General features: G+C 63.1%; 22 protein-coding genes. 12 read left to right on the top strand and 10 right to left on the bottom strand.

Annotated elements, in window-relative coordinates:
• The first annotated feature begins 77 nt into the window (after nucleotides 1–77).
• A complete protein-coding gene (locus SJY33_RS01780; RefSeq protein WP_379920795.1) occupies nucleotides 78–2,177 on the top strand; it encodes a malate synthase G in 2,100 nt (699 codons plus the stop codon).
• A gap of 169 nt (nucleotides 2,178–2,346) precedes the next feature.
• On the opposite strand, the gene rsmA is transcribed toward SJY33_RS01780, so the two are convergent.
• The 4 genes from rsmA to SJY33_RS01800 all read right to left on the bottom strand — a co-directional run bounded on the left by rsmA (nucleotide 2,347) and on the right by SJY33_RS01800 (nucleotide 8,049).
• A complete protein-coding gene (rsmA, locus tag SJY33_RS01785; protein WP_379920796.1) occupies nucleotides 2,347–3,171 on the bottom strand; it encodes a 16S rRNA (adenine(1518)-N(6)/adenine(1519)-N(6))-dimethyltransferase RsmA in 825 nt (274 codons plus the stop codon).
• Entirely contained in the window at nucleotides 3,164–4,195 is a 1,032-nt protein-coding gene (gene pdxA / locus SJY33_RS01790; RefSeq protein ID WP_379920797.1) for a 4-hydroxythreonine-4-phosphate dehydrogenase PdxA, read from the bottom strand. Before pdxA ends, rsmA begins: the two co-directional genes overlap by 8 nt.
• Nucleotides 4,192–5,565 carry a peptidylprolyl isomerase gene (locus SJY33_RS01795; RefSeq protein ID WP_379920798.1) on the bottom strand — a complete coding sequence of 458 codons (1,374 nt, stop codon included), beginning with the start codon at nucleotides 5,563–5,565 and terminating at the stop codon, nucleotides 4,192–4,194. Before SJY33_RS01795 ends, pdxA begins: the two co-directional genes overlap by 4 nt.
• 177 nt (nucleotides 5,566–5,742) lie before the next feature.
• Nucleotides 5,743–8,049, bottom strand: a complete 2,307-nt coding sequence (locus tag SJY33_RS01800; RefSeq protein WP_379920799.1) for an LPS-assembly protein LptD — start codon at nucleotides 8,047–8,049, stop codon at nucleotides 5,743–5,745.
• A 122-nt stretch (nucleotides 8,050–8,171) separates the two neighbouring features.
• On the opposite strand from SJY33_RS01800, the gene SJY33_RS01805 reads away from it, so the two are divergent.
• The 5 genes from SJY33_RS01805 to ndk all read left to right on the top strand — a co-directional run bounded on the left by SJY33_RS01805 (nucleotide 8,172) and on the right by ndk (nucleotide 11,408).
• Nucleotides 8,172–9,632 (top strand): leucyl aminopeptidase, encoded by a 1,461-nt coding sequence (locus tag SJY33_RS01805; protein ID WP_379920801.1) that lies wholly within the window; start codon nucleotides 8,172–8,174, stop codon nucleotides 9,630–9,632.
• Between the two features lie 44 nt (nucleotides 9,633–9,676).
• Complete coding sequence (locus tag SJY33_RS01810) at nucleotides 9,677–9,826, top strand: DUF2256 domain-containing protein (RefSeq protein WP_379920802.1); 150 nt, start codon at nucleotides 9,677–9,679, stop codon at nucleotides 9,824–9,826.
• On the top strand, nucleotides 9,823–10,257 hold the full coding sequence (locus SJY33_RS01815; RefSeq protein ID WP_379920803.1) for a DNA polymerase III subunit chi: 435 nt from the start codon (nucleotides 9,823–9,825) through the stop codon (nucleotides 10,255–10,257). The genes SJY33_RS01810 and SJY33_RS01815 overlap by 4 nt, the downstream gene beginning before the upstream one ends.
• Nucleotides 10,258–10,319: 62 nt before the next feature.
• Complete coding sequence (locus SJY33_RS01820; protein WP_379920804.1) at nucleotides 10,320–10,832, top strand: hypothetical protein; 513 nt, start codon at nucleotides 10,320–10,322, stop codon at nucleotides 10,830–10,832.
• A gap of 153 nt (nucleotides 10,833–10,985) precedes the next feature.
• On the top strand, nucleotides 10,986–11,408 hold the full coding sequence (gene ndk, locus SJY33_RS01825; protein WP_379920805.1) for a nucleoside-diphosphate kinase: 423 nt from the start codon (nucleotides 10,986–10,988) through the stop codon (nucleotides 11,406–11,408).
• 57 nt (nucleotides 11,409–11,465) lie between these two features.
• On the opposite strand, the gene SJY33_RS01830 is transcribed toward ndk, so the two are convergent.
• Genes SJY33_RS01830 through purM form a run of 3 tightly spaced genes read right to left on the bottom strand, consistent with a single transcriptional unit; the run spans nucleotide 11,466 to nucleotide 14,750 of the window.
• Complete coding sequence (locus tag SJY33_RS01830; RefSeq protein WP_379920806.1) at nucleotides 11,466–12,671, bottom strand: sulfotransferase; 1,206 nt, start codon at nucleotides 12,669–12,671, stop codon at nucleotides 11,466–11,468.
• On the bottom strand, nucleotides 12,671–13,636 hold the full coding sequence (purN, locus tag SJY33_RS01835) for a phosphoribosylglycinamide formyltransferase (RefSeq protein ID WP_379920807.1): 966 nt from the start codon (nucleotides 13,634–13,636) through the stop codon (nucleotides 12,671–12,673). The genes SJY33_RS01830 and purN overlap by 1 nt, the downstream gene beginning before the upstream one ends.
• On the bottom strand, nucleotides 13,629–14,750 hold the full coding sequence (gene purM, locus SJY33_RS01840) for a phosphoribosylformylglycinamidine cyclo-ligase (protein WP_379920809.1): 1,122 nt from the start codon (nucleotides 14,748–14,750) through the stop codon (nucleotides 13,629–13,631). The genes purN and purM overlap by 8 nt, the downstream gene beginning before the upstream one ends.
• Before the next feature lie 55 nt (nucleotides 14,751–14,805).
• Between purM and SJY33_RS01845 the strand changes: the two genes are divergently transcribed.
• Genes SJY33_RS01845 through SJY33_RS01860 form a run of 4 tightly spaced genes read left to right on the top strand, consistent with a single transcriptional unit; the run spans nucleotide 14,806 to nucleotide 17,972 of the window.
• On the top strand, nucleotides 14,806–16,140 hold the full coding sequence (locus SJY33_RS01845) for a heavy-metal-associated domain-containing protein (protein ID WP_379920810.1): 1,335 nt from the start codon (nucleotides 14,806–14,808) through the stop codon (nucleotides 16,138–16,140).
• A gap of 11 nt (nucleotides 16,141–16,151) precedes the next feature.
• Entirely contained in the window at nucleotides 16,152–16,808 is a 657-nt protein-coding gene (locus SJY33_RS01850) for an ATPase (RefSeq protein ID WP_379920811.1), read from the top strand.
• Between the two features lie 47 nt (nucleotides 16,809–16,855).
• A complete protein-coding gene (gene epsC, locus SJY33_RS01855) occupies nucleotides 16,856–17,599 on the top strand; it encodes a serine O-acetyltransferase EpsC (RefSeq protein ID WP_379920812.1) in 744 nt (247 codons plus the stop codon).
• 4 nt (nucleotides 17,600–17,603) lie between these two features.
• A complete protein-coding gene (locus tag SJY33_RS01860) occupies nucleotides 17,604–17,972 on the top strand; it encodes a DUF2794 domain-containing protein (protein WP_379920814.1) in 369 nt (122 codons plus the stop codon).
• A gap of 63 nt (nucleotides 17,973–18,035) precedes the next feature.
• Here SJY33_RS01860 and SJY33_RS01865 read toward each other — a convergent pair whose 3' ends face one another.
• Both SJY33_RS01865 and SJY33_RS01870 read right to left on the bottom strand, forming a co-directional pair.
• Nucleotides 18,036–18,965 (bottom strand): SDR family NAD(P)-dependent oxidoreductase, encoded by a 930-nt coding sequence (locus SJY33_RS01865; RefSeq protein WP_379920815.1) that lies wholly within the window; start codon nucleotides 18,963–18,965, stop codon nucleotides 18,036–18,038.
• 125 nt (nucleotides 18,966–19,090) lie between these two features.
• Nucleotides 19,091–19,786, bottom strand: coding sequence for an HAD-IA family hydrolase (locus SJY33_RS01870; RefSeq protein ID WP_379920816.1), 696 nt, complete (start codon nucleotides 19,784–19,786; stop codon nucleotides 19,091–19,093).
• A gap of 75 nt (nucleotides 19,787–19,861) precedes the next feature.
• On the opposite strand from SJY33_RS01870, the gene glmU reads away from it, so the two are divergent.
• Nucleotides 19,862–21,238, top strand: a complete 1,377-nt coding sequence (gene glmU / locus SJY33_RS01875) for a bifunctional UDP-N-acetylglucosamine diphosphorylase/glucosamine-1-phosphate N-acetyltransferase GlmU (protein ID WP_379920817.1) — start codon at nucleotides 19,862–19,864, stop codon at nucleotides 21,236–21,238.
• Nucleotides 21,235–21,501 carry an HNH endonuclease gene (locus SJY33_RS01880; RefSeq protein WP_379920818.1) on the top strand — a complete coding sequence of 89 codons (267 nt, stop codon included), beginning with the start codon at nucleotides 21,235–21,237 and terminating at the stop codon, nucleotides 21,499–21,501. The genes glmU and SJY33_RS01880 overlap by 4 nt, the downstream gene beginning before the upstream one ends.
• A gap of 194 nt (nucleotides 21,502–21,695) precedes the next feature.
• Here SJY33_RS01880 and SJY33_RS01885 read toward each other — a convergent pair whose 3' ends face one another.
• Complete coding sequence (locus SJY33_RS01885) at nucleotides 21,696–21,938, bottom strand: DUF1153 domain-containing protein (protein ID WP_379920820.1); 243 nt, start codon at nucleotides 21,936–21,938, stop codon at nucleotides 21,696–21,698.
• Nucleotides 21,939–22,132: the final 194 nt, after the last annotated feature.

Consider the following 22,132-nt stretch of genomic DNA (forward strand, 5'->3'; position numbering starts at 1 on the left):
GCGGTTTGCCTGCGTCATAGCGCGACGCGTCCTCTCCTCCCCAGGTCATGCCCCCAGCTAGCCCCATGAGGACATACATGACTGAGATGACCACCCGCACCGGCCTTGCCATCGATTCCCGCTTGGCGACCTTTCTTGAAACCGAAGTGCTGGCACCGCTCGGGCGCGACTGCGAATCCTTCTGGCAGGGTTTTGCTGCGCTGCTGGACGATTTCGCGCCGCGCAACCGTGAACTGCTGGCGAAGCGCGAGACGCTTCAGGCGCGGATCGACGCGTGGCATGGTGAACGCGCAGGACAGCCGCATGATGCAGCGGCTTACAAGGCCTTCCTGACCGAGATCGGCTATCTCGTCCCCGAACCGGGCGACTTCCAGATCGGCACGCAGAACGTCGATCCCGAGATCGCCACGATGGCGGGCCCGCAGCTGGTGGTACCAATCCTCAACGCGCGCTTCCTGCTCAATGCCGCGAATGCGCGCTGGGGGAGCCTGTATGATGCGTTCTACGGCACCGACGCATTGGATGCGCCGCCAGCGCGGCCCGGCGGTTATGACGAGGCGCGCGGTGCGGCGGTGATTGCGCGGGGGCGGCAGTTTCTCGATAGCACCTTCCCCTTGGCAAGCGGGGCCAGCTGGGCCGATCTGACCGGCCGCGATGCTATCACACTCGCCGATCCGGCGCAGCATGTCGGCAAGACCGAAAAGGGCGTGCTGCTCAGGAACAATGGCTTGCACATCGAAGTGGTGTTCGATGGAAGCACCCCTGTCGGCGCAACCGACAAGGCCGGCATCGCCGACATTATCGTCGAATCCGCGCTCACCACCATCGCCGATTGCGAGGATTCGGTTGCCGCTGTCGACGCCGAGGACAAGCTGCTGGCCTATACCAACTGGCTCGGTATCATTCGCGGCGATCTGTCTGAGAGCTTTGAAAAAGGCGGCGTGACCCTGACCCGTAGCCTCGCTGGCGACAAGACTTATACCGATAACCATGGGACGACGCACACCCTCAAGGGCCGCAGCCTGATGTTCGTGCGCAATGTCGGCCACCTTATGACAAACCCGGCGATCCGCCTGCCCGATGGCAGCGAGATTCCCGAAGGCATCATGGACGCGGTCTTCACCAGCGCGATCAGCTCGCTCGATGTCGAAGGGCACGGGAAGTTCGGCAACTCGCGCTGCGGATCGATCTACATCGTCAAACCCAAGATGCACGGTCCGGAAGAATGCGCCTTTACCAACGACCTGTTTGATGCGGTGGAAGACCTGCTCGGCTTGCCGCGCCACACGATCAAGGTCGGCGTTATGGACGAGGAGCGCCGCACCAGTGCCAACCTATCCGCGTGCATCCATGCGGTGAAGGACCGAATCGTGTTCATCAACACTGGCTTCCTCGATCGCACCGGAGACGAGATTCACACCTCGATGCGGGCAGGACCCATGCTGCGCAAAGGGGCGATGAAGGGCAGCGACTGGCTCAAGGCTTACGAGGCGCGCAATGTCGCCATCGGCCTTGCGCACGGCTTGTCGGGCAGGGCGCAGATCGGCAAGGGGATGTGGGCTGCGCCCGATCTGATGGGGCAGATGATGGTCGAGAAGATCGGCCACCTGCGCGCTGGTGCCAACACCGCATGGGTGCCGTCGCCCACCGCTGCGACGCTGCACGCGCTGCATTACCATCAAGAAAATGTGTACGCAGTGCAAAAGACGTTGCCCGAACCCATGGGGCTCGACGCACTGCTTTCGATCCCGCTGGCAGACGGCGTGAACTGGTCGGAGGCCGAAATCGCAGAGGAACTTGACAACAATTGTCAGGGCCTGCTCGGCTATGTCGTGCGCTGGATCGATCAGGGCGTCGGCTGTTCCAAGGTGCCCGATATCAACGATGTCGGCCTGATGGAGGACCGCGCCACCTTGCGCATATCATCGCAGCACATCGCCAATTGGCTGCTGCACGGGGTGGTGAACGAGGCGCAGGTAATGGCCTCGCTCGCCCGCATGGCCGCCAAAGTGGATGCGCAGAACGCGGGCGACGCGCTTTACGAACCGCTCACCGGGAACGAGGACGGCGCAGCCTTCAGCGCGGCAAAAGCGCTAATCTTCCAAGGCGTTGGGCAGCCCAGTGGCTATACCGAACCGCTGCTGCACGCTTGGCGGTTGAAGAAGAAAGCGGGCTAGCGTTCTTTCCTACGCGCCCTGATCGCGGCAGGCTTGCCCCATGGCCTGCCGCGCACCCTTTTTGGACTTTCGGATTGGGCCGGTCGGGGCGGGGGTTTTTGCGTTCCTGAACAGTGTCTCATGTGTCTCCAACACGGGGGCGGAGCCGGGTGCACAGGGGCGGTGCAAATCAGCGCGTAAGCGCGCGCGCCAATGCCACGAATTCCGCCACGCTGACCGTTTCGGCGCGGCGGGTTTCATCGATCCCCAGCATCGCAAGCGCCTCCAGCGCGCCGGGTACGCCCTTGAGGCTCTGGCGCAGCATCTTGCGCCGCTGACCGAAGGCGGCTTCAGTCAGGCGTTCGAGCATCCGGGCCGATACCGCTTCGGGCATTGGCGACGGGGTCACATGGACAATCGCGCTCATCACCTTGGGCGGCGGGGTGAAGGCGCTGCGGTGCACCTTCATCGCCAGCCGTGCCTCGGCCCGCCACTGGGCGAGCACGGCGAGGCGGCCATACGCGTCCTCGCTCGCCGAAGCGACGATCCGGTCGGCGACCTCGCGCTGGAACATCAGGGTGAGCGACTGCCACAGGGGCGGCCAACTCTCCCCGCCCAGCCAGCGTACGAACAGTGCCGTGCCGACATTATAGGGCAGGTTGGAGAGGACATGGAACGGCTCCCCGCCCATCAGCGCACCGTGATCCATCTTCAGCGCGTCGCCTTCGATCACGGTGAGCTGGCCGGGGAAGGCCTCGCCCAGTTCGGCAAGCGCGGGAAGGCAGCGGCGGTCCATTTCGATCGCAGTGACTTTGGCGCCCGCACGCAACAAGGCTCGGGTCAGCCCACCGGGGCCGGGGCCAACTTCAAGCACCTGTTGCCCGGCAAGATCCCCCGGCAGCGCGGCAATGCGCGCAAGCAGCTGTTCGTCGAGCAGGAAGTTCTGCCCCAACGCCTTCGAGGCGGCAAGGTTATGTCGTTGAATGACATCGCGAATTGGGGGAAGATCAACCACGCGCAGCCTCCCGCACTGCTGCCATGTCTGCTGCCATGACGATTGCTGCCGCCATTGCACCCGGATCGGCCAGACCCTGCCCGGCAATGTCGAACGCCGTGCCGTGATCGGGCGAGGTGCGAATGATGGGCAGCCCCAACGTCACGTTGACGCCTTCATCGAATTCCAGCGTCTTGAGCGGGATAAGCGCCTGATCATGATACATGCACAGCGCCGCATCATAACCGGCCCGCGCGCGCGCGGTGAACAGGGCATCGCCCGGAACCGGGCCGGACACGTCAATGCCCTCGGCGCGCAGGGCGTCAATGGCAGGGGCGATGATACGCGCTTCCTCATCGCCGAACTTGCCGCCTTCCCCGGCATGCGGGTTGAGCGCGGCCACCGCAAGTCGGGGGTGCTGAATGCCGAAATCCCGGCGCAAGCCCCCAACGACGATCCGCGCCTTGTGGCAGATAAGGTCAGCGGAAAGCTGCGCCGGCACGTCAGCCAGCGCGACATGTACGGTCAGGGGAACCGTGCGCAGGCTTGGCCCGGCAAGCATCATCACCGCATCGCGGTACGGCCGCCCGCAAGCTTCGGCGAGGAATTCGGTCTGTCCGGGATAGTTCCACCCGATATTAGCCAGTGCCCCTTTCGACACCGGCGCCGTCACAAGCGCGCACGCCGCGCCCGATACGGCGAGGCGTGTGCCCCATTCCAGCGAAGCCAGCGACAGCCGCGCGCCATCGGCTGTCGGGCCCGAAGCGGTTGCAGCCCCGTCAAGCCCCGCCAAGACGGGAAGACCGGCCGCGTGGGCCTGACTGGCTTCGGCGGGGTCGGCAATCGGCACGATCGGGCAATCGATCCGCAGGCGTTCGGCCACCGCCCCCAGCAATTGCGGACCGCCCACGACAAAGGCCGGCGGCGCTCGCCGTTCAGCGCGCAGCCGCAGCCACGCGCCAAGGATCACTTCGGGCCCTATCCCCGCCGGATCGCCAAGCGTGATCGCCAGCGGCGCGGCCGGGGGCACGACGCCGGGGGTCAATTGTATTCGATGTATGCGTCGCTGCGAAGATCGCGCAGGAAACGCTGGGCCGCCTTGTTCACCCGTTCCTGTTCGATCTGGTCCATCACCGCGTTGAACGTCGGTGCGCCTGCATCCTTGGGATCGTCACGGCCGCACAGCATGAATACGCGCACGCCTTCCTGCACATTGCCAAAGGGAGGCGTGGTCTGACCGATCTGGAGCGTGAGGATAAGATCGCGCAACTGCGGAGGCAATGCTTCGGCCTTGATCTGGTCGTTTGTCACGACCTCTGCGCCAATCCGCGCCGCGCCGGCATCCACATCCGCGCAGCCGCGCAGGCCATCGACGAAGGTACTGAACTCTGCCACCCGCAATTCGGCCTGTGCCTGCGTGACACCCGGCGCAAAGGCGATCGAAATCTGCTTCAGGTTCAACACCGCCTCGTTCGGATCGGCCATGAGGACCTGGCGCTTGTTGATGAGATAGAGGATCGAAAATCCGCCCGGAATTTCGACGGGACCGATCAACTGTCCAGTGGACATGGTGCGCGCAGCATCTGCAAGCTGCGGCGGCAGTTGGCCAAGCCGCACCCAACCCAGATCGCCGCCGACGACTGCGGTGGTCGCTTCGGAAAACTGCCGGGCATAGGCGACAAAGCTGCCACCCTGCTGCAACTGCTGCATGATCTTCTGCGCGTTGCTGAGCACGGCTTCACGGTTTTCGGTGGTGGCCGAAAGGTAGATCTCGCCCAGCCGGTATTCGTCGGTGCCCTTGGCCTCGTTCATGCGCTTCAGCGTGTCGTTGACCTCTTCAGCCGAGACGTTGACGAAGGGCATGATGTTCCGGCGCAGCAGGTTGTCCCACGCCGCTTCGCCCTCGATCTGCCGCTTGAGCGAGGCAGGCGACGAATTGATCGACTGAAGATATTCGTCCATCTTCTTGGGCTGATTGCCGAAATTCTGCGCGGCCAGCTGCTGATAGGTCTGTTCAACCTGTTCGCTGGCCACCTTCATTTCGGCAGCTTCAGCCGCCTGGATCTTGAGCGTTTCATCAATCAGATTGCGCAGTACCTGTACCCGCAAGCGAAGCATTTCTTCAGGAGAGATCGGTGCATCGGATGCCGCTGTCACCAATGCAACGCGCTGATCGATGTCGGTGCCGGTAATGACAAAGCCGTTGACGACCGCTGTTGCCGTGCGGCGATCAGGGTCCGCCTTGCCAAACAGGCTGATGTCCTGCGGCAGGCCGAAGGGATTGTCAGCCGTGGGCACCGCCACGGTCTGCGCCGGGGCCGCTACCGGCATCAACGCGAGACCAACCAGCCCGGCCGCTGCCAGAGCGGTTCCGGTTTTGCCAAACAATGCCTTGGAAAACAGCTTTACACTCACTCGTTCATTCCTGTCGTTTGGCCCGATTTGCGGCCCGAAATACTGCGTGGTCCTTCACGCCTTGCTTCGTCGATGGCTTGCACCGGCTGAACGCAAGCTGAGTTGGGTGCGGCCCCCAGGCGGCTCCTGTAACGCGATTTGCGTGCCGTGCCAATTCGCCAGCGCAATCAGCAAGGATTACCGAAAGCCGAGATTGCGAAGCGCGAAGAACAACTGGAAGGCATTGCCGCGTCGGGCATCGCCTGCATCAATGAAGTCACGCCGCCAGGTTGCGCCAAATTCGATGCAGTCGTCGGCATAAGCCACGCCGAGCCGGGTACGGATCGGCTGAAAACCGTCTGGCTGGAATACGGGGTCTTCATCGGCATCGGTCAGGTTGAACACGCCTGAGCCGAACACCGACCATTTGCGCCCGATCGCAACGCGAGCCGCGGCGCGCAGTTCTTCACGATCGCGAAGATCCTCAACCGTGGCGATGTTGCGATCCAGTCTGAGATAGCCGAATTCCAGATAGGTTCGGCGTGAACCGATGGTCGCATCGATTTCATTGCGGCGCACGGCAAGGTTATCCTTGTCGAGCCGGAACCGGTGCGTAAAGCTGACCAGGTTGCGGAAGCGTACTTCGGTGCGGCCAACAAAATCACTCACCCGATCAGACAGGCCAGAGCCTTCCGGGAAAAGTTCGGCATCGGGGGATCCCAACCGGAAAGACTGGCCCACGGTGGCCGTGACGCGCCATCCGGGGCGCTGCAATTCCCAATCCACGCCCCAGGTCAGACGGCTGCCGTCTTCGACCCTGTCATAACCGGGAAACCGATTGAGCGCGAACAGGTTGCTGTCTTCCAGATCGATCGCGCGTGCATCTTCGTTGGGGACGGCCAGATTGCGTACAGGCGGGCTGGCAACGAACTGGAGGCGCGGCTTGAACACCTGCGTTCCGCCAAAGGCTTCCCCCACGAAAGGCCATTCCACATCAATGGCTGCCGTGGCGATGCCGCGGGTGGTCCAGCCTTCGGTTCCGCGGTAGCTTGGCGTGGCGGTGGCAGCGATATTGCTGGTGTTGTACACATCGCCGCGCACCAAGGCTGTCAACGTGACGACCTGACCCATTCCGGTCAGCCGCTTCAGATCCCACTGCGCTCCGGCAAAAGCGCGCTGGGTGTCTTGCCCATCATTGCGCAGCAGCGCGAGCGAATTGGCCTGAAACTGCACATTGCCGCCCAAGACAGTGTTTGCCAGCTTCTGCCGGTAATCGATTGCGGGCAAAGCCAGCGGTATCTGCCCCTGATCGGCGTTCAGGCGCAGCGTCTGCGTCGCCCAGCCGGCAATCGACAGATAGGATAGATTGGTAATCCGCTCCAGATTGACGGTCGAACGCAACCGGTCATCGCGGCTGATATCGTAGCGGCGCAGAAAGGTGCGGTCGCTGGCGAGGCGAAGCGAGCTGGTAAAGCTCCAGTCGGGTGAAAACTGGAAGGTGCCATTAGCATCCAGATAGCCGCGCGGGTCGCTGCGGAAACCTTCGGCGCCGGTGAAATCGGTCGAACGGTCGCTGAAGGTGCCATACCCGGTAATCTGGTACGCACCCATTTCCGTCAGGTGGCGCCACTTCGCGCTCGCCATCGGAGCAGCGTTGGAAAAGACATAAGCGCCCAGCGTCAGATCGCGATTGTCGGCCATGCGCCAGTAATATTCGCCGCTCAGTTCAAGGCCGTTGACTTGCGTGATGCGGACATCGGGCACCAGAAAGCCGCTTTCCGCGCCGCCATCTGTGCGGATCGCAAGGCCGGGCAGTGGCAGGATGCTGGCGCCGAACAGTTCAAGCCGCGCCCCTTCAAATCGTACGCGGTTTGCGCCCTGGTCGTAGATCACGCGCCGGGCCGTGACGCGCCAGCTTGGGTCCACCGCGCAGCCTTCGCCGTCCACAACCGGACAGGCGGTATAGGCCGCATCGGTAAGCACCGCGTTGCCATCGGCGCTGCGTTCCGCCGAACGCGCGGCGAGCCTTCCGCCAGCCCGCAAAGCGATCAACAGCTCGCTCATTGCGCCGGTTTCGAATTCTTCGGTCAGTTCGACCTGATCGGTGAACAGCTGGTTGCCCGCGTCATCCACCATCCGGATATTGCCGGTGGCAAGGATACGCCCCGTGGTACGATCCCACGTGACTTCGTCAGCGCGAACCGATCGATCTTCGGACCGAAGGATCACATTGCCGCGCGCGGTGACCGTTTCTGTTTCATTGTTATAGGAAAGTTCGCGCGCCTCGAAATCGATCTGTCGCGGCGCGTCCGGCGTGCTTGCTTGCGGCGCCGATGCTTCGGTGTCGGTTTGCTGCGGTGCGACGGTTTTTTCCTGCGCAGCGACAGGTGCGCCCAGCCACAAAAGCGCAAAAGCCAGCACTGCGCGCGACGCTGAAAGCCGCGCTGGAACGCGCGGGGCGTGGTACGCGCCGTCCCGCGATCCGTCTGACAAGCCTTCCGACATGGCCTTGCCTATTGCACCGCTCGGGCCTAATCGCAATCGCGTTTGCGCCCCTTGTGCGCGGCTTGTTGCACAGGCTTGACGCTGTGTGTTCGAGCCCGGCCATATGTTGCTTCGGAGAACCCATGCAAATTCATCTTACCGCCGCCCCGACCTCTGATGTCCGCGTTCGCGCGCGCCTCGTCAATCAGGGCGCGGCGCTGTCCGGGATCGATTCGGCACTGGTCGAAGGTGCCGCCGCATCGCGCTTTACCGGACGAACCGGGCAGGTGTTTGAAGGCTTTGCCACAGTGGATGGTGCAGTCCGGCGGGTGGTGCTGGTGGGTGCAGGCGAGCCGGATGCCGCGGATCGCCGCGCCAATCTGGAACGCGCCGGCGCCGCGCTAACCGCGAAGTATCTGGTGTCGGGTGAAACCGCGATGGTGGTCGATCTGGCCGATGCCGGGCTGTCGGCGGACGATGCAGCGGCAGTGCTGCTGGGCCTGCGTCTGCGCGGCTGGCGGCACGACAAGTACCGCACCAAGCTGGCGTCGGACAAACGCCCCTCTCTCGTCAATGTCCATGTCACAGGTATGCCCGAAGGCACCAATGCTGCCTGGGAGCGGGAAGCCGCTGTCGCCAAGGGCGTCGAATTTACCCGCGGTCTGGTGACAGAGCCTGCCAACATCATCTACCCCGCCAGCTTTGTGGCCGCGTGCGAAGAAGCCTTTGCCGGCACCGGTGCAGAAATCACCGTGCTGGGCGAGGCCGAGATGGAGGCGCTTGGCATGGGCGCGCTGGTGGGCGTTGGTCGCGGATCGGAACGCGAATCAAAACTGCTGGCCGTTCGCTGGAACGGCGGCGAAGCGGGCGAGCGACCAACGGTGTTCGTCGGCAAGGGGGTGACCTTCGATACCGGAGGGATTTCGCTGAAGCCCGGGCCGGGCATGGAAGACATGAAGTGGGACATGGGCGGTGCCGGTGCGGTCGCCGGCGCGATGCTGTCGCTTGTAACACGCAAGGCCAAGGCGAACGTGATCGGCGTGATGGGGCTGGTCGAAAACATGCCCGATGGCAAGGCGCAGCGCCCCGGCGATGTCATTACCACCATGAGCGGGCAGACCGTCGAAGTGCTCAACACCGATGCCGAAGGCCGGCTGGTGCTGTGCGATGCACTGCATTGGGCACAGGAACAGTATGATGCAGCGCGGATCGTCGATTTGGCGACGCTGACCGGCGCCATGATCATTGCACTGGGCAACGAACATGGCGGAATGTTCGCCAATGACGATACGCTCGCCCAACAGCTTACCGCAGCAGGCAAGACCAGCGGTGACAAGCTGTGGCGAATGCCGCTTGGCCCGAATTACGACAAGCTGATCGATTCGCCGATCGCCGACATCAAGAACGTCGGCCCGCGTGAAGCCGGTTCGATTACCGCCGCGCAGTTCCTGCAGCGTTTCATCCGCAACGGGACGCCGTGGGCGCACCTCGACATTGCGGGGATGGTCTGGTCGAACAAGCCCGGCCACACATGGGACAAGGGTGCGACCGGTTACGGCGTGCGTCTGCTGGACCAGTTCGTGCGGGATGTGATCGAAGGCTGACGCCGTGCCTGTCCGGCCTCAAGTAGCAAAGCGGTAGGCCTGGCATGCCGAAGATGCGCAAGAAGTCGGACTTGCCCAGCAAGACCTGCCTGGCCTGCGGTCTGCCGTTTGCGTGGCGCAAGAAGTGGGAGCGGGACTGGGACAACGTTAAATATTGTTCAGACCGCTGCCGCCGCTCCAAAGGTGCCTCGTGAAGCTCGATTTCTGGCAATACACGCACGACCCGGTCGAAAAGGTCGCCGCGCTGATCGCCCGGCGAACATTGGGCGAGGGGGAGCGGGTGCTGATTGTGTCGGCTGATCCGGATCAGCGCGCGCTTGTTTCCCGCGCATTGTGGCAGGCAGGGCCGGACACCTTTCTTGCCAACGGCGAAGCCGATGCACCGGGGGCAGAACGTCATCCGGTGCTGCTTTCCGTTGAAATTGCGCCGTTGAACGGGGCGAGCCATCTGATCCTGGCCGATGGCATATATCGCGAATCATCGGGCTTTGCCCGCGTCTTCCTGCTGTTTGGGCCCGATGCTGCGCCCGCAGCGCGCACGGCATGGCGGGCGCATGACGGGCGCGAGGATGTGACGCGCGCCTATTTCGCACAGGAAGACGGACGCTGGGTGCAGAAGGGCTGAGGGCTTGCAACTGCGCCTGCGATAAGGGATGCTCTTTCCGGTTACGGAACAAGGGGTGGTCTATGGCACGCATGGGTCTGATTGTTGCAAGCGGCGCGGCCTTGATGTTGTCGGCCTGTGGATCGGAAACGTCGGGGGAATTCACCACGGCGGACGGCGAAGATGCCGAATACACCGTGGACCAGGAAACCGGCGAAACCAGCATGACGATCAATGGCAAGGATGGCACCGCCACCTTGCGATCGGGCGCGGATGTTCCGGTCGATCTGCCTGACGGGTTCAGCCTGGTGCCGGGTTCGAAAGTCATCACCAACACCGTCGTCAATCAGCCCGACGGCAAAGGCACGATGGTCGCTTTTGAAGCCAGCGCACCGGCTGACACGGTGATTGCGCATTTCCGCGAACAGGCGAAGGATGCAGGTTTCGACATTCAGCTGGAAATGAATGCAAACGGGACGATGATGATCGGCGGTGAGCGTGCGGCTGATGGTTCGTCGATGTCCGTCACTGCGACCGCCGGCAATGACAGCGCAACCACCGGGCAAATCATCATCGGGACGAAAACAGGCGAATAACGCCGCCCGCGCTCCGCGCACTCCCTTCCAGCGAACACCATCGCAATGCGCAGCCGTACTGCGCGTGCGGGTGCTTGCCATTTTGCAGCGCAGCATCTACGGGGCGCGGCCAATATCCCCGCTTTATAAAAAGACGTTCACAGGAGCATTATCATGGCGGCCACCCGCACCTTTTCGATCATCAAGCCCGACGCAACGCGTCGCAACCTGACCGGCGCTGTCACCAAGATGCTGGAAGACGCCGGCCTGCGCGTCGTTGCATCAAAGCGCATTCACATGACCCGCGAACAGGCCGAAGGCTTTTACGCGGTACACAAGGAACGCCCCTTCTTCGGTGAACTCGTCGAATTCATGATGAGCGAGCCTGTGGTTGTGCAGGTGCTCGAAGGCGAAGACGCCGTCGCCAAGAACCGCGAAGTGATGGGCGCGACCAACCCCGCCGATGCCGCGCCGGGCACGATCCGCAAGGAACTGGCGCTGTCGATCGGTGAAAACACCGTCCACGGTTCGGATTCGGAAGAAAACGCCGCGATCGAAATCGCCTACTTCTTCAACGACGACGAACTTGTCGGCTGATTTTTTCGCTTGTCGAAAAGTGAAAAGGCCGTCCCGTTCGGGGCGGCCTTTTTGTATTCAGGTGGCCTTGGCGAAACGGGTCAGCTGCGCAGCGTGAGCTTTGTGGCGGCCCCCTTCGCTGGCCGCGATGACACTGCGCATCGCCGCCAGCGCGGGCGGGGTCAGGGTCAGACCAAGATCGTGATAGATGCGGGCCACAGCGCTGCGCCAATCGGTGTTGAGATCATCGAAGCGCGCCGCAGCCACCGGGCCCTGCCACTTCGCCAGCGCAGATTCGATCCGGGCTTCGCGCAAGGCAATCTTGTGCTGCCAACGCGTCTCTATGGCGGTGAGACAGCAGCTGTCGGACTGTATCGCCATCTGGTTCGCCGCCAGCGATACGGCGCTTTTCAGCACCGCATGATGATCGCGCTGCGCTAGCACCAGCCGGGCCTCGGGGAATTGCGCCAGCAAAGCGGGCAAATCTTCGGCAAAGGCGGGAATCTTCATCACGCGGGGACGGTCGGCAATGCCCCGGTGGGCTGCATCGGTGCGCAAGATGCGGGCGAATTCGCGGTAGATAGGCGCCGGATCGCGCGCTTCGCTCCACGCGGAATAGCTGGGGATGTGCCACTGCGATTCGTAGATCGAATGGTGCAGCGCCGCCGAAATCCACGCCAGTTCTTCCTCGACCCCGCCCGGCGTCATCGGGTGGATCGATTGCATCCAGGGGTTGAGCGCGCCGAGCATAGCGAGCTCCAGTGTCGCCTTGATCCGATTCAGACCCAGCGGGACGGGCACCGGGTGGTAGGCATCGCAATAGCGGGTGTAGGAATGCGCCGGATCAGCGGCGAGCAGCGTGTGGATGCGCGTGGTGCCGCTGCGCATGTGGCCGATAACGATGATCGGCGGGGCTAGGCGGGTGTCGAGAAAATCGCGCCGTTCCCGCCACAGCGCCCCGAAGGCAAGGCGGTTCTTCACCACACGGGCCAATTGCCCCCAAGCCATGGTGCGGCCCAGGGGGTTGAGATCGGCTTCAGCCTCGACGCTGGCAATCAGCCGCGCCAACCGCTCGCGAAAATCGGCGACGTCTTCATCGCTGCGACCGGCATGTTCTGCGGCTTCGGCGCTGGCGCCATAGGGCTTGGCGGCCAAGGCCCATAACGCTGCCGGATCAAGATCGGGCGGGGGAAGCCAGCCCTTGGACCATGCCCTGCCAAGAAACGTGCTGGCCTGTTCGGCCAAGGGGCCGCGGGCCAGCAGATGTGTGCGCAGCCGAGCCATCAGAAGCTGTCTGCAATATCCAGCATCCGGGTCAATCGCCGGGGCGCAGCGCTGCGCCAACTGCGCTGGAGCCAGTGGGCGACATCGTCCCAATCGACATCGGCACGGTTGAGGATGATGCCCACCCATCCGCTCGCACCGTAATAGGCAGGCTTGAAATAGGCTTCAGGCTGACTTTCGACGAGGTGCAAAAGCTCGTCCATCGATCCCGTGCGCGCCAGCAATGCGATGTGCGGCGTGCCGTGGTGCTGATCGGCGAAGTAGGCGAAATATTTGCCGCTCTTGTCTCCGCCGACGCGGAAGCCGGGGCTGCCGTGGCTTGTCCGTTCGTCTGTTTCGGGAAGAGCGAGGGCGAGGGCGCGGACGCGCGCGAGCAACGCCGCCGGATCGCGCCAGCGGCAGACATAATCGGCCACGGCGCGCGGGTAGAGCTGATGTTCGGCAAGTTTCACGCGTTCTGCCAGGCTATCGGGTGTGTCCCCCGGCACGATCGGCACCTTCACCTGTGCCAGCACCTCGCCTGCGTCGAGTTCCGGCGTCACCATATGGACGCTGGTGCCCCCGTGACTGTCGCCCGCTGCAATGGCGCGGGCGTGCGTGTCGAGCCCCTTGTATTTCGGAAGCAGCGAAGGATGGATGTTAAGCATCCGGCCCGCCCAGCGGCTGACAAAGCCGTCCGACAGGATGCGCATGTACCCAGCAAGCACGATATAGTCGGCGCTGGCCTCCATAACGGCGGCTTCCATCGCGGCATCATGCGATTCGCGGTTCATGCCGCGGTGGGGCAGGGCGAAGGTGGGAATCCCTTCAGCGGCGGCAAGCGTCAATCCCGCAGCGTTTGGGTCGTTGCTGGCAACCAGCACGATATCGTAGGGGCAATCGCCGATCCGGCTAGCATAGGTCAGCGCCGCCATATTGGTCCCGGCGCCGGATATAAGAACTGCGATTTTGGCCTTTTCAGCCAAGGTGCGTGGCGCTCCAGTCGCTCTTGGCCGACCATGTCTCGGCCGATCCACGCACGGTGCAGCCTTTGTCACCGGCTTCGATCCGTCCGACCGTCACCACGGTTTCGCCTGCCGCTTCGAGCCGCGCGGTCACATCTGCGACCTTGTCCGCACTCACGGCGAGCACCATGCCGACACCGCAGTTGAAGGTGCGCGCCATTTCCTCAGGCTCGATATGCCCCTGCGCTTGCAGGAACGCCATCAGGCGCGACTGCGCCCACAGGTCGGCATTGACATGGGCGTGTGCACCTTGCGGAAGGATGCGCGGAATGTTTTCGAGCAATCCGCCGCCGGTGATATGGGCCAGTGCGTTGATATGGCCTTCGCGGATCAAGGGCAGCAGGCTTGAAACATAAATGCGCGTCGGCGCAATCAGGACGTCGATCAGCAATTGGTCCTGATCGAACAGCGCAGGGCGGTTCATTTTCCAGCCCTTGTCCGCCGCCAGACGGCGCACCAGTGAATACCCGTTGGAATGCACACCCGAAGACGCCAGCCCCAGCAGCACATCGCCGGGCGCAACCTTGTCGCCCGTCAACTGCTCGCCGCGCTCGACCGCACCGACGCAGAAACCGGCAAGGTCGTAATCGCCCGGCGCATACATTCCCGGCATTTCCGCGGTCTCGCCGCCGATCAGCGCGCAGCCAGCGATCTTGCAACCTTCTGCAATGCCGGCAACCACCCGTTCCGCCACGCCGTTTTCCAGTTTGCCGGTTGCGAAATAATCGAGGAAGAACAGGGGCTCTGCACCCTGAACGATCAAATCGTTGACGCACATCGCCACCAGATCGATCCCGACCGTATCGTGCCGGTCATGATCGATCGCCAGCTTCAGTTTGGTGCCGACCCCATCATTTGCCGCAACCAGCAAAGGATCCGTGTAGCCCGCGGCCCTGGGGTCAAAAAAGCCGCCGAAACCGCCCAGTTCGCTGGTCGCACCGGGGCGTGCGGTCGCCTTCGCCAGCGGTGCGATCGCCTTGACCAGCGCATTGCCGGCAGCAATCGACACCCCCGCATCAGCGTAGGTGTAACCGGTGCCCTGCGGCACGTTCTTGTCATTTGTCCCCGAAGTCATGCACGTCGCTTTAGCCTTTCGCGCTTGGAATTCCACTCGCCTTTGGGCAAAGGACATGCACTTTTTCCCCATGAGCGTATTGCTTCCCCCTCCCGGCCGCGGTGCGGCCCCCTTGCAAACCCCGCTGCGGCGGGTGTTTGGTCGTGCCGGTATGGGCGCGGCAGTGCTTGCTGCAGTATTGCTGGGCGGCGGTTATGCGCTGGTGGCGCAGGTCGCCGGGGAACGCGGCATCGCGCCGGTCGCGGCCAGCTCCGATATCGAAGTCAAAGGCATCACGGTCGATGTCCAAGGCAAAAGCGCGGAAGATGCGCGCGCAAACGGCTGGCGTGAGGCGCAGCGCAAGGCGTGGGAAAAGCTGAAAGGGCCCAAGCTGTCCGACAGTCAGCTTCAGGGCATCGTGTCCGCCATTGTTATCGAACGCGAACGGTTGGGCCCCCGGCGCTATATCGCGACACTGGGCGTAGTGTTCGATCGTCAGCGGGCCAGCGGTTATCTGGGCGGTGCGGCGCAGCAGGCGCGATCGGCGCCGCTTCTGCTTCTTCCGGTGCAGGAATCGGGCGGGGCCTACATCACCTTTGAACAGCGCACGCCGTGGCAGCGCGCCTGGGCCGAATTCAATCCCGGTGCCAGCCGGATCGATTACGTGCGCCTGTCGGGCGGCGGGGGCGATTCGTTGCTGGTCAATTTCGGGCAGGCTGGCCGGCGCAGCCGCGCATGGTGGCGTTCCATGCTGGACCAGTATGGCGCAACCGATGTGTTGATGGCCTTTGCGCGGCTGGATCATGAATTTCCCGGCGGCCCGGTGGCTGGCACCTTCACCGCCGCTTATGGCCCCGACAGCCTGACACTCGATACATTCACCTTGAAGGCCGACAGTCCCGATGCGCTTCCTGCGATGATGGCGCAGGCGGTGGAGCGGATGGACGGCGTTTTCACCGCAGCGTTGAATTCCGGCAAGCTGCGGCCTGATCCCAGTCTGCGGCTGGGGGCAGGGGGGCAAATCGATCCTGCCATTCAGCAATTGATCGACATTGGCCGGGCGGCACGGGAGCGCAAGTCCGCCGCCGCTGCGGCCGCCGCGGCAGCGGCCAGCGGCGCAGATCCGCGGATCGAAGCTGCGCCTCTTACCGGCGCCGAACCTGGCGAAGCGGCGGTGCGCGTCATCACCGTCCAGTTTGCAACGCCCGATGCGGGCACGTTCGACAGCGCGCTTGGTGCGGTGCGGGCAACAGGCGGCGTTCGCGGCGTCGGCGTGACCAGCACCGCTATCGGCGGCACATCGGTGATGGCTGTCACCTATGCCGGATCGCTCGAAGAACTGGCCGGGGCCCTGGAAGCGCGCGGGTTTGCGGTGCGGCGCGGGGCGAACGCGCTCGCCATCAGCCGCTAAGGCATCCGGCCGTGGCCGAGCCTTCGCAGATCGCCTTGCCATTGGCGACGCGCACCCCTGCCGGATCGCAGCGAATCGTCATCGGCGCCGCCAACGCAGCCGCGATCGAAGCCTTGCAGGCCCCCGCGCGCTGGCCGTTTCATGTCGCGGTGCTCACCGGGCCGGCGCGATCCGGCAAGAGCCTGCTGGGCCGCTGGGCGCGCAGCTATCACGGTGATGGCGCGCTGGATGTGATCGACGACGCTGAAACGATGGACGAAACTGCGGTGTTTCACCGCTGGAATGCGGTGCAGCAAGGCGGCAGCCGCGAAGGCGGGGCGCTGCTTCTGATCGCCAACCGCGATCGTGCTGGCAACGCGGGCTGGCGTATCACGCTGCCGGACCTTGCCTCCCGGATCGGAGGCTCGTTACCGATCGCAATCGGCGCGCCCGATGATGACATGGCCGCCGAACTGATCCATGCCCATGCCGAACAGCGTGGGCTGAGCCTGGCGGCGGGGGCAGCCGAATATCTCGTTCCGCGGACCGAACGCAGCTTTGCCGCGATCGAAGCTTTGGTGGCGGCTATTGACCGGATCTCCCTTGAACGTCAGGCGCCTGCCACCATGTCTGTGTGGCGCGCCGCGCTCGAGGCTTTGCACGGTCCCGAACAGCAGCGACTGTTCTAGGCGCTGTGCATTGCATCGTGCAGGTTTTGGTGGGAATGTGACAGGCCATGTTTGAACGGCTGATCAGCTATCTTGATTCCGTCCACGCGCGCGATCCTGCGCCGCGCTCGCGCTGGGAAATCCTGCTTTATCCCGGCGTGCTTGCGCTGGGCTTTCACCGCGTCGCGCATTGGCTGTTCGAGGCGCGGCTCTATTTCCTTGCGCGTCTTGTCAACCATGTCTCGCGCGTGTTGACCGCGATCGACATTCACCCCGGCGCGACCATTGGCCGCAATTTCTTCATCGATCACGGGTTCACCGTGATTGGCGAGACCGCCGAAATTGGCGACAATGTGACGATCTATCAATGTGTCACGCTGGGCGGATCGAACCCGACCAATGGCAAGGGGGGAAAACGGCACCCGACCTTGCAGGACAACGTCATCATCGGTTCGGGGGCGCAGATCATCGGGCCGATCGTGGTGGGCGAACGCGCGCGGGTCGGCGCCAATGCGGTGGTGACAGACGATGTCCCGGCAGGCGCGACCATGATTGGATTGAAGGCCCGATCCACGCTGGTTCCCGCCGAAGAATGGCTGCGCGAATTCATCCCTTATGGCACGCCCTGCGATGAACCGCCGTGTGACGATCAGGGCCGGTCGCGGGGCGATTGTGTGGAACGGCTGGAAGCTGAGCTGGCGATCATGCGCCAGGAAATGGTGCAGATGAAGGCGATGCTGGCAGATCGTGCCGCGCCGATGCCCCTCGCGCCCGAGCCTGTGCATCTTCACAAGCGTTCGGCGGAGGAATAATCGTTTGAAAGGCAGTCCGCAGACCCCCGCTGTATCGGGACAGGTGCTGTCGTTTCCCGGACGCGCGGCTGGTCAGGTCGGGTTCGAACGGGCCGAATTGCAGCGCATTCTCGATCTGTACGGCCGCATGGTGGCGGCAGGACAATGGCGTGACTACGCGATGGACTTCGATGCCAACGCCGCCACGTTTGCTGCCTTCCGCCGCGCCGCGGAACGCCCGCAGGCACGGCTGGAAAAACGCCCCGCATTGCGGTCCAAGCAGGGCATGTGGACCTTGTTTGGGGAGCATGGGCAAGTACTGAAGCGCGGTCATGATCTGGCAGGTGTGCTGGCCCCGATGGAGCGCAGGCTGCTGAAAGCGGTGGACGATTAACCCATAAAAAAAGGCCCGATCCGATTGCCGGACCGAGCCTTTTTGTTGTCAGTTCGCTGCGGCTTAACCGCGGGCGCTGTCCGGGCCGGTGCCGGTGACTTTCTGCATCGCCTTCAGAATATTGCCCGACTGCTCCGAACCGGACTGCGGCGCGATCAGGTTGGTGAAGGCGTTGATTTCGTCCCAGCGGGCAGCAAAGCCTTCGACCGTGCGGTCTTCGTCCTTCAGCCACACGGCATCGTTCATCACGGTCCACGACGAGTGGAACCCGCCAGCGCCCGCGCCGACGATGGCGTTACTCGGCGCATCTTCGCTGACGAGGAACAGCGCGGCCGGGACCACGTTTTCCGGTGCGAACAGCTTGAAGGCTTCTTCGGGGAACAGATCTTCGGTCATGCGGGTGCCTGCAACCGGCGACAGCGTGTTGCAGCGCACGTTGTACTTCGCGCCTTCCAATGCCAGCGTCTTGGTAAGCCCGGCCAGGCCCAGCTTGGCCGCGCCGTAGTTCGCCTGACCGAAATTGCCGAACAGCCCGGTTGAGGACGCGGTCATCAGGATGCGGCCATAGCCCTGCTCGCGCATCAGTTCCCAGCACGCCTTGGTGGCGAAGGCCGAACCGGTGAGGTGGACTTTGACCACGAATTCGAAGTCGGCCGGGTCCATCTTGACGAAGGTCTTGTCGCGCAGCACGCCGGCGTTGTTGATGAGGACATGGACGCCGCCCCACTTCTGTTTGGCGTCGGCAACCATCTTTTCCATCTGGTCAAATTCGGTCACGCTGCCGCCATTCGCCATGGCTTCGCCGCCCATCGCCTCGATTTCGGCAACGACCTGCGCCGCTGCGTCCGATGTGCCGGTGCCATCGCGCGAACCGCCGAGGTCGTTGACGACAACCTTGGCGCCGCGACGGGCGAGTTCGAGTGCATAGGCCTTGCCAAGCCCGCCGCCTGCGCCGGTGACGATGGCAACCTTGTCCTTGAAGCTGATGGTCATGGGTGTTTCTCCTGTCCAAACATGCGGCGCGGTTTACGCCTGCGTAAAGCCTTTTCGCGGGCGCTGCGTGGCACTTTCGCAGGCCGGTTGCAACATCCGAACTGACAGGAGGCTATGCCGTAGGGTCAGACAGATGGCGCAATCGCGTTGAGCGCCGGGATAAGGTCGTCAAACGAATCGATCACCGCGTTAGCGCCCATCGCCTGCGCAGGCATATCGCAATAGCCATAGGCCGCCGCGATCACCGGGACGCCAGCCGCCTTGGCGCTGCGCACGTCATAGGTGGAATCGCCGACAAACACGAAACGCCTGCCGCCCAGCGCCGCGTGAGCGGCAAGAACCGGGGCGGGGTGGGGTTTGGCAAGGTATTGTCCGTCTTCGCCCCTGCCCATGCTGTCACCGCCGATGACGGTTTCGAAAATATCGATCATGCCAAGCTGCGTCAGTACGCTGCGGGCAAAGGCTTCGAACTTGTTGGTCACAACCGCCATGCGGATTCCCTGCGCCGCAAACGCTGCCAGCCCTTCGCGCACGCCGGCATAGGGGGCGGTGTGGACTGCGTTGTTCTGTTCGTAGAAAGCCAGCATCGCCTTGTACAGCCGGCGAAATTCATCATCGCCAACGCCGCCTTGGGCATCAAGCGCGCGGGCCAGCATGATCTTTGCGCCGCCGCCGATCAGGTCTTTTGACGATTCCACCGACACCGCGGCAAATCCGCCCAGCACCAGCGCATGGTTCACTGCCGCCCCCAGATCGTGGAACGTGTCGAGCAACGTGCCGTCAAGATCAAAGCCGATGGCGTCAAAAGGAATGGTTTTCATCCCGGATCGGTGGCCGATGGTTCTTCAAACCGCAAGCATTTGCTGGCAGGCGATGGTTTGCTTACAGGGGCTATCATGACCAGCACTTCGATACATTCTCCCGCTCAGGCCTTTGCTGCCATCATCCTTGCCGCGGGCAAGGGTACTCGGATGAAGAGCGACACGCACAAGGTGCTGCACCCGATTGCGGGCAAGCCGATGTTGCTGCACCTGCTCGACAGTCTGACCGAAGCCGACCTTGCGCGAACTGTGGTCGTGGCGGGCGACCGGCATGAACAGCTGGACAAGGCCTTGTCTGGGCGCGAGGTGACGGTGGCGTTGCAGGAACCGCAGCTCGGCACCGCGCACGCCGCTTTGCAAGCCCGGGATGCGCTTGCCGATTTTACCGGTCTTGTGCTGGTGTGCTTTGGCGATTGCCCGATGGTGAAGGCCGATACCGTGCGCCGTCTGTTCGCCGCGCTGGATGGCGGTGCCAGGGTTGCGGTGCTGGGCTTCCGTCCCGCTGATCCGCTTGCCTATGGCCGCATCATTGCCGATTCCGATGGGCGGGTGCGCAAGATGGTCGAATACAAGGACGCCAGCCCCGAAGAACGTGCGACCGACCTGTGCAATTCGGGCCTGATCGTCGCCCATTCGGATGACATGTGGCCGCTGCTCGAAGCGGTGGGGAATGATAACGCCCAGCGCGAATATTACCTTCCCGATGTTGCGACCAATGCGATTGCACGAGGCGACACCGTGATGGTGATTGAAACCGGCGCGGACGAAGTGGCCGGAATCAACAGCCGCAGCGAACTGGCCGTTGCCGAAGCGCGCTGGCAAGCGGCCCGGCGTCAGCAGGCCATGGACGAAGGCGCCACGCTGATCGCGCCGGATACGGTGTTCTTCAGCTGGGATACCCGGTTGGGCCGCGACGTGACGATCGAACCCAATGTCTTCTTCGGCCCCGGCGTCGCCGTGGCGGACAAGGTGCTGATCCGCGCCAACAGCCATATCGAAGGCGCATCGCTGGCAACCGGGGTGAAGGTTGGCCCGTTCGCCCGCTTGCGTCCCGGCACAGTGCTGGAAGAGGGCAGCTTCATCGGTAACTTCGTCGAAGTGAAGAACGCCACGCTCCACGCCGGGGCCAAGGCCAGCCACCTGACCTATCTGGGCGATGCCACTGTCGGCGCGGGCGCGAATATCGGTGCGGGCACTATCACCTGCAATTACGACGGCTATTTCAAATATCGCACCACCATCGGCGACCGCGCTTTCATCGGTTCCAACTCGTCACTGATCGCGCCTGTCACGATTGGCGCGGATGCGATTGTCGCGGCTGGATCGGCGGTGAGCCACGATGTCGCGCCCGGCGAACTCAGGATGGTGCGCGCCGAACAGCTGGTAAAGGACGGCTGGGCCGACCGCTTCCACGATGCGATGAAGAAGAAGAAAGCGGCGGACAAGAAGTGAGCGACCACCAAACCTGCTGGCTGTGCGAGCGTCCTTTGGGAGAGATCGTGCAATGGCACCATCCCGTGCCCAAATCGAAGAAGGGTAAGGTCAAGGTGCCTGTCCACCCGATCTGCCACAAGACAATTCACGCAAACTTCACGAACAACGAACTGGCGCGGATCGGGGATCAACCGGATGTGGTGCGGGCCAACCCCGCCATCGCAAAATTCGTCGCCTGGGTAGCGAACAAACCCGCCGATTTCGACGCGCCTACACGCTGATCGCTGCCATCGTCCGGTAGAAGGTGGGATTTCCTACAGCGGCTCACCGTGTCAGCGTTGCGGACATGACCCAGTCGATCGGCATTTCTGACCCCGTGTCGCACAAGGCAGCGGACAGGGTCAGATTGTTTTGGCTTCTGGACAGTGTCTCATGTGTCTCCAACATGCGCCCAAAGGGTCTTGGAGCAGCGACTTCAGGCGTCTGCCATCTGTGTGCTGTTGCCGCCCGAGGCGAGATAATCGGCTTCCCACTGTTCAAACTCGCTGCGGCTCAGCAGGTAGCGGCTGCGGGCTTCGTGAAAGCTGATCGACTTGTCATGCACGGCGCGAACGACATCATCCTTGCGGGCTTTGGACCAGTGGACGCGGTGCGTTTTGGGCAAGGCATTGTAGCTCTTGATCGCATCGGCGATCGAAATCGTTCTGGGGTAGGCCATCAATTTGCTCCTTGTCAGTTGTGCTCATCGCCCCCGATGCACCAACACTTGCCCTCAATAGTTAACGAAATCCTAACGCGGTTCCTTAATCCGGGGTTGATGAAACGCCCCGTGCCTCGTCTGCGATGAGCCGAGCGATAGTGTCGGACTGTTTTACAACTTGCGGCGTAATCTGCAGTGCGCCGATGCAAGAA

It is taken from the genome of Erythrobacter sp. R86502 (genome assembly GCF_042466465.1).
In the GTDB taxonomy this organism is placed as follows: Bacteria; Pseudomonadota; Alphaproteobacteria; order Sphingomonadales; family Sphingomonadaceae; genus Erythrobacter.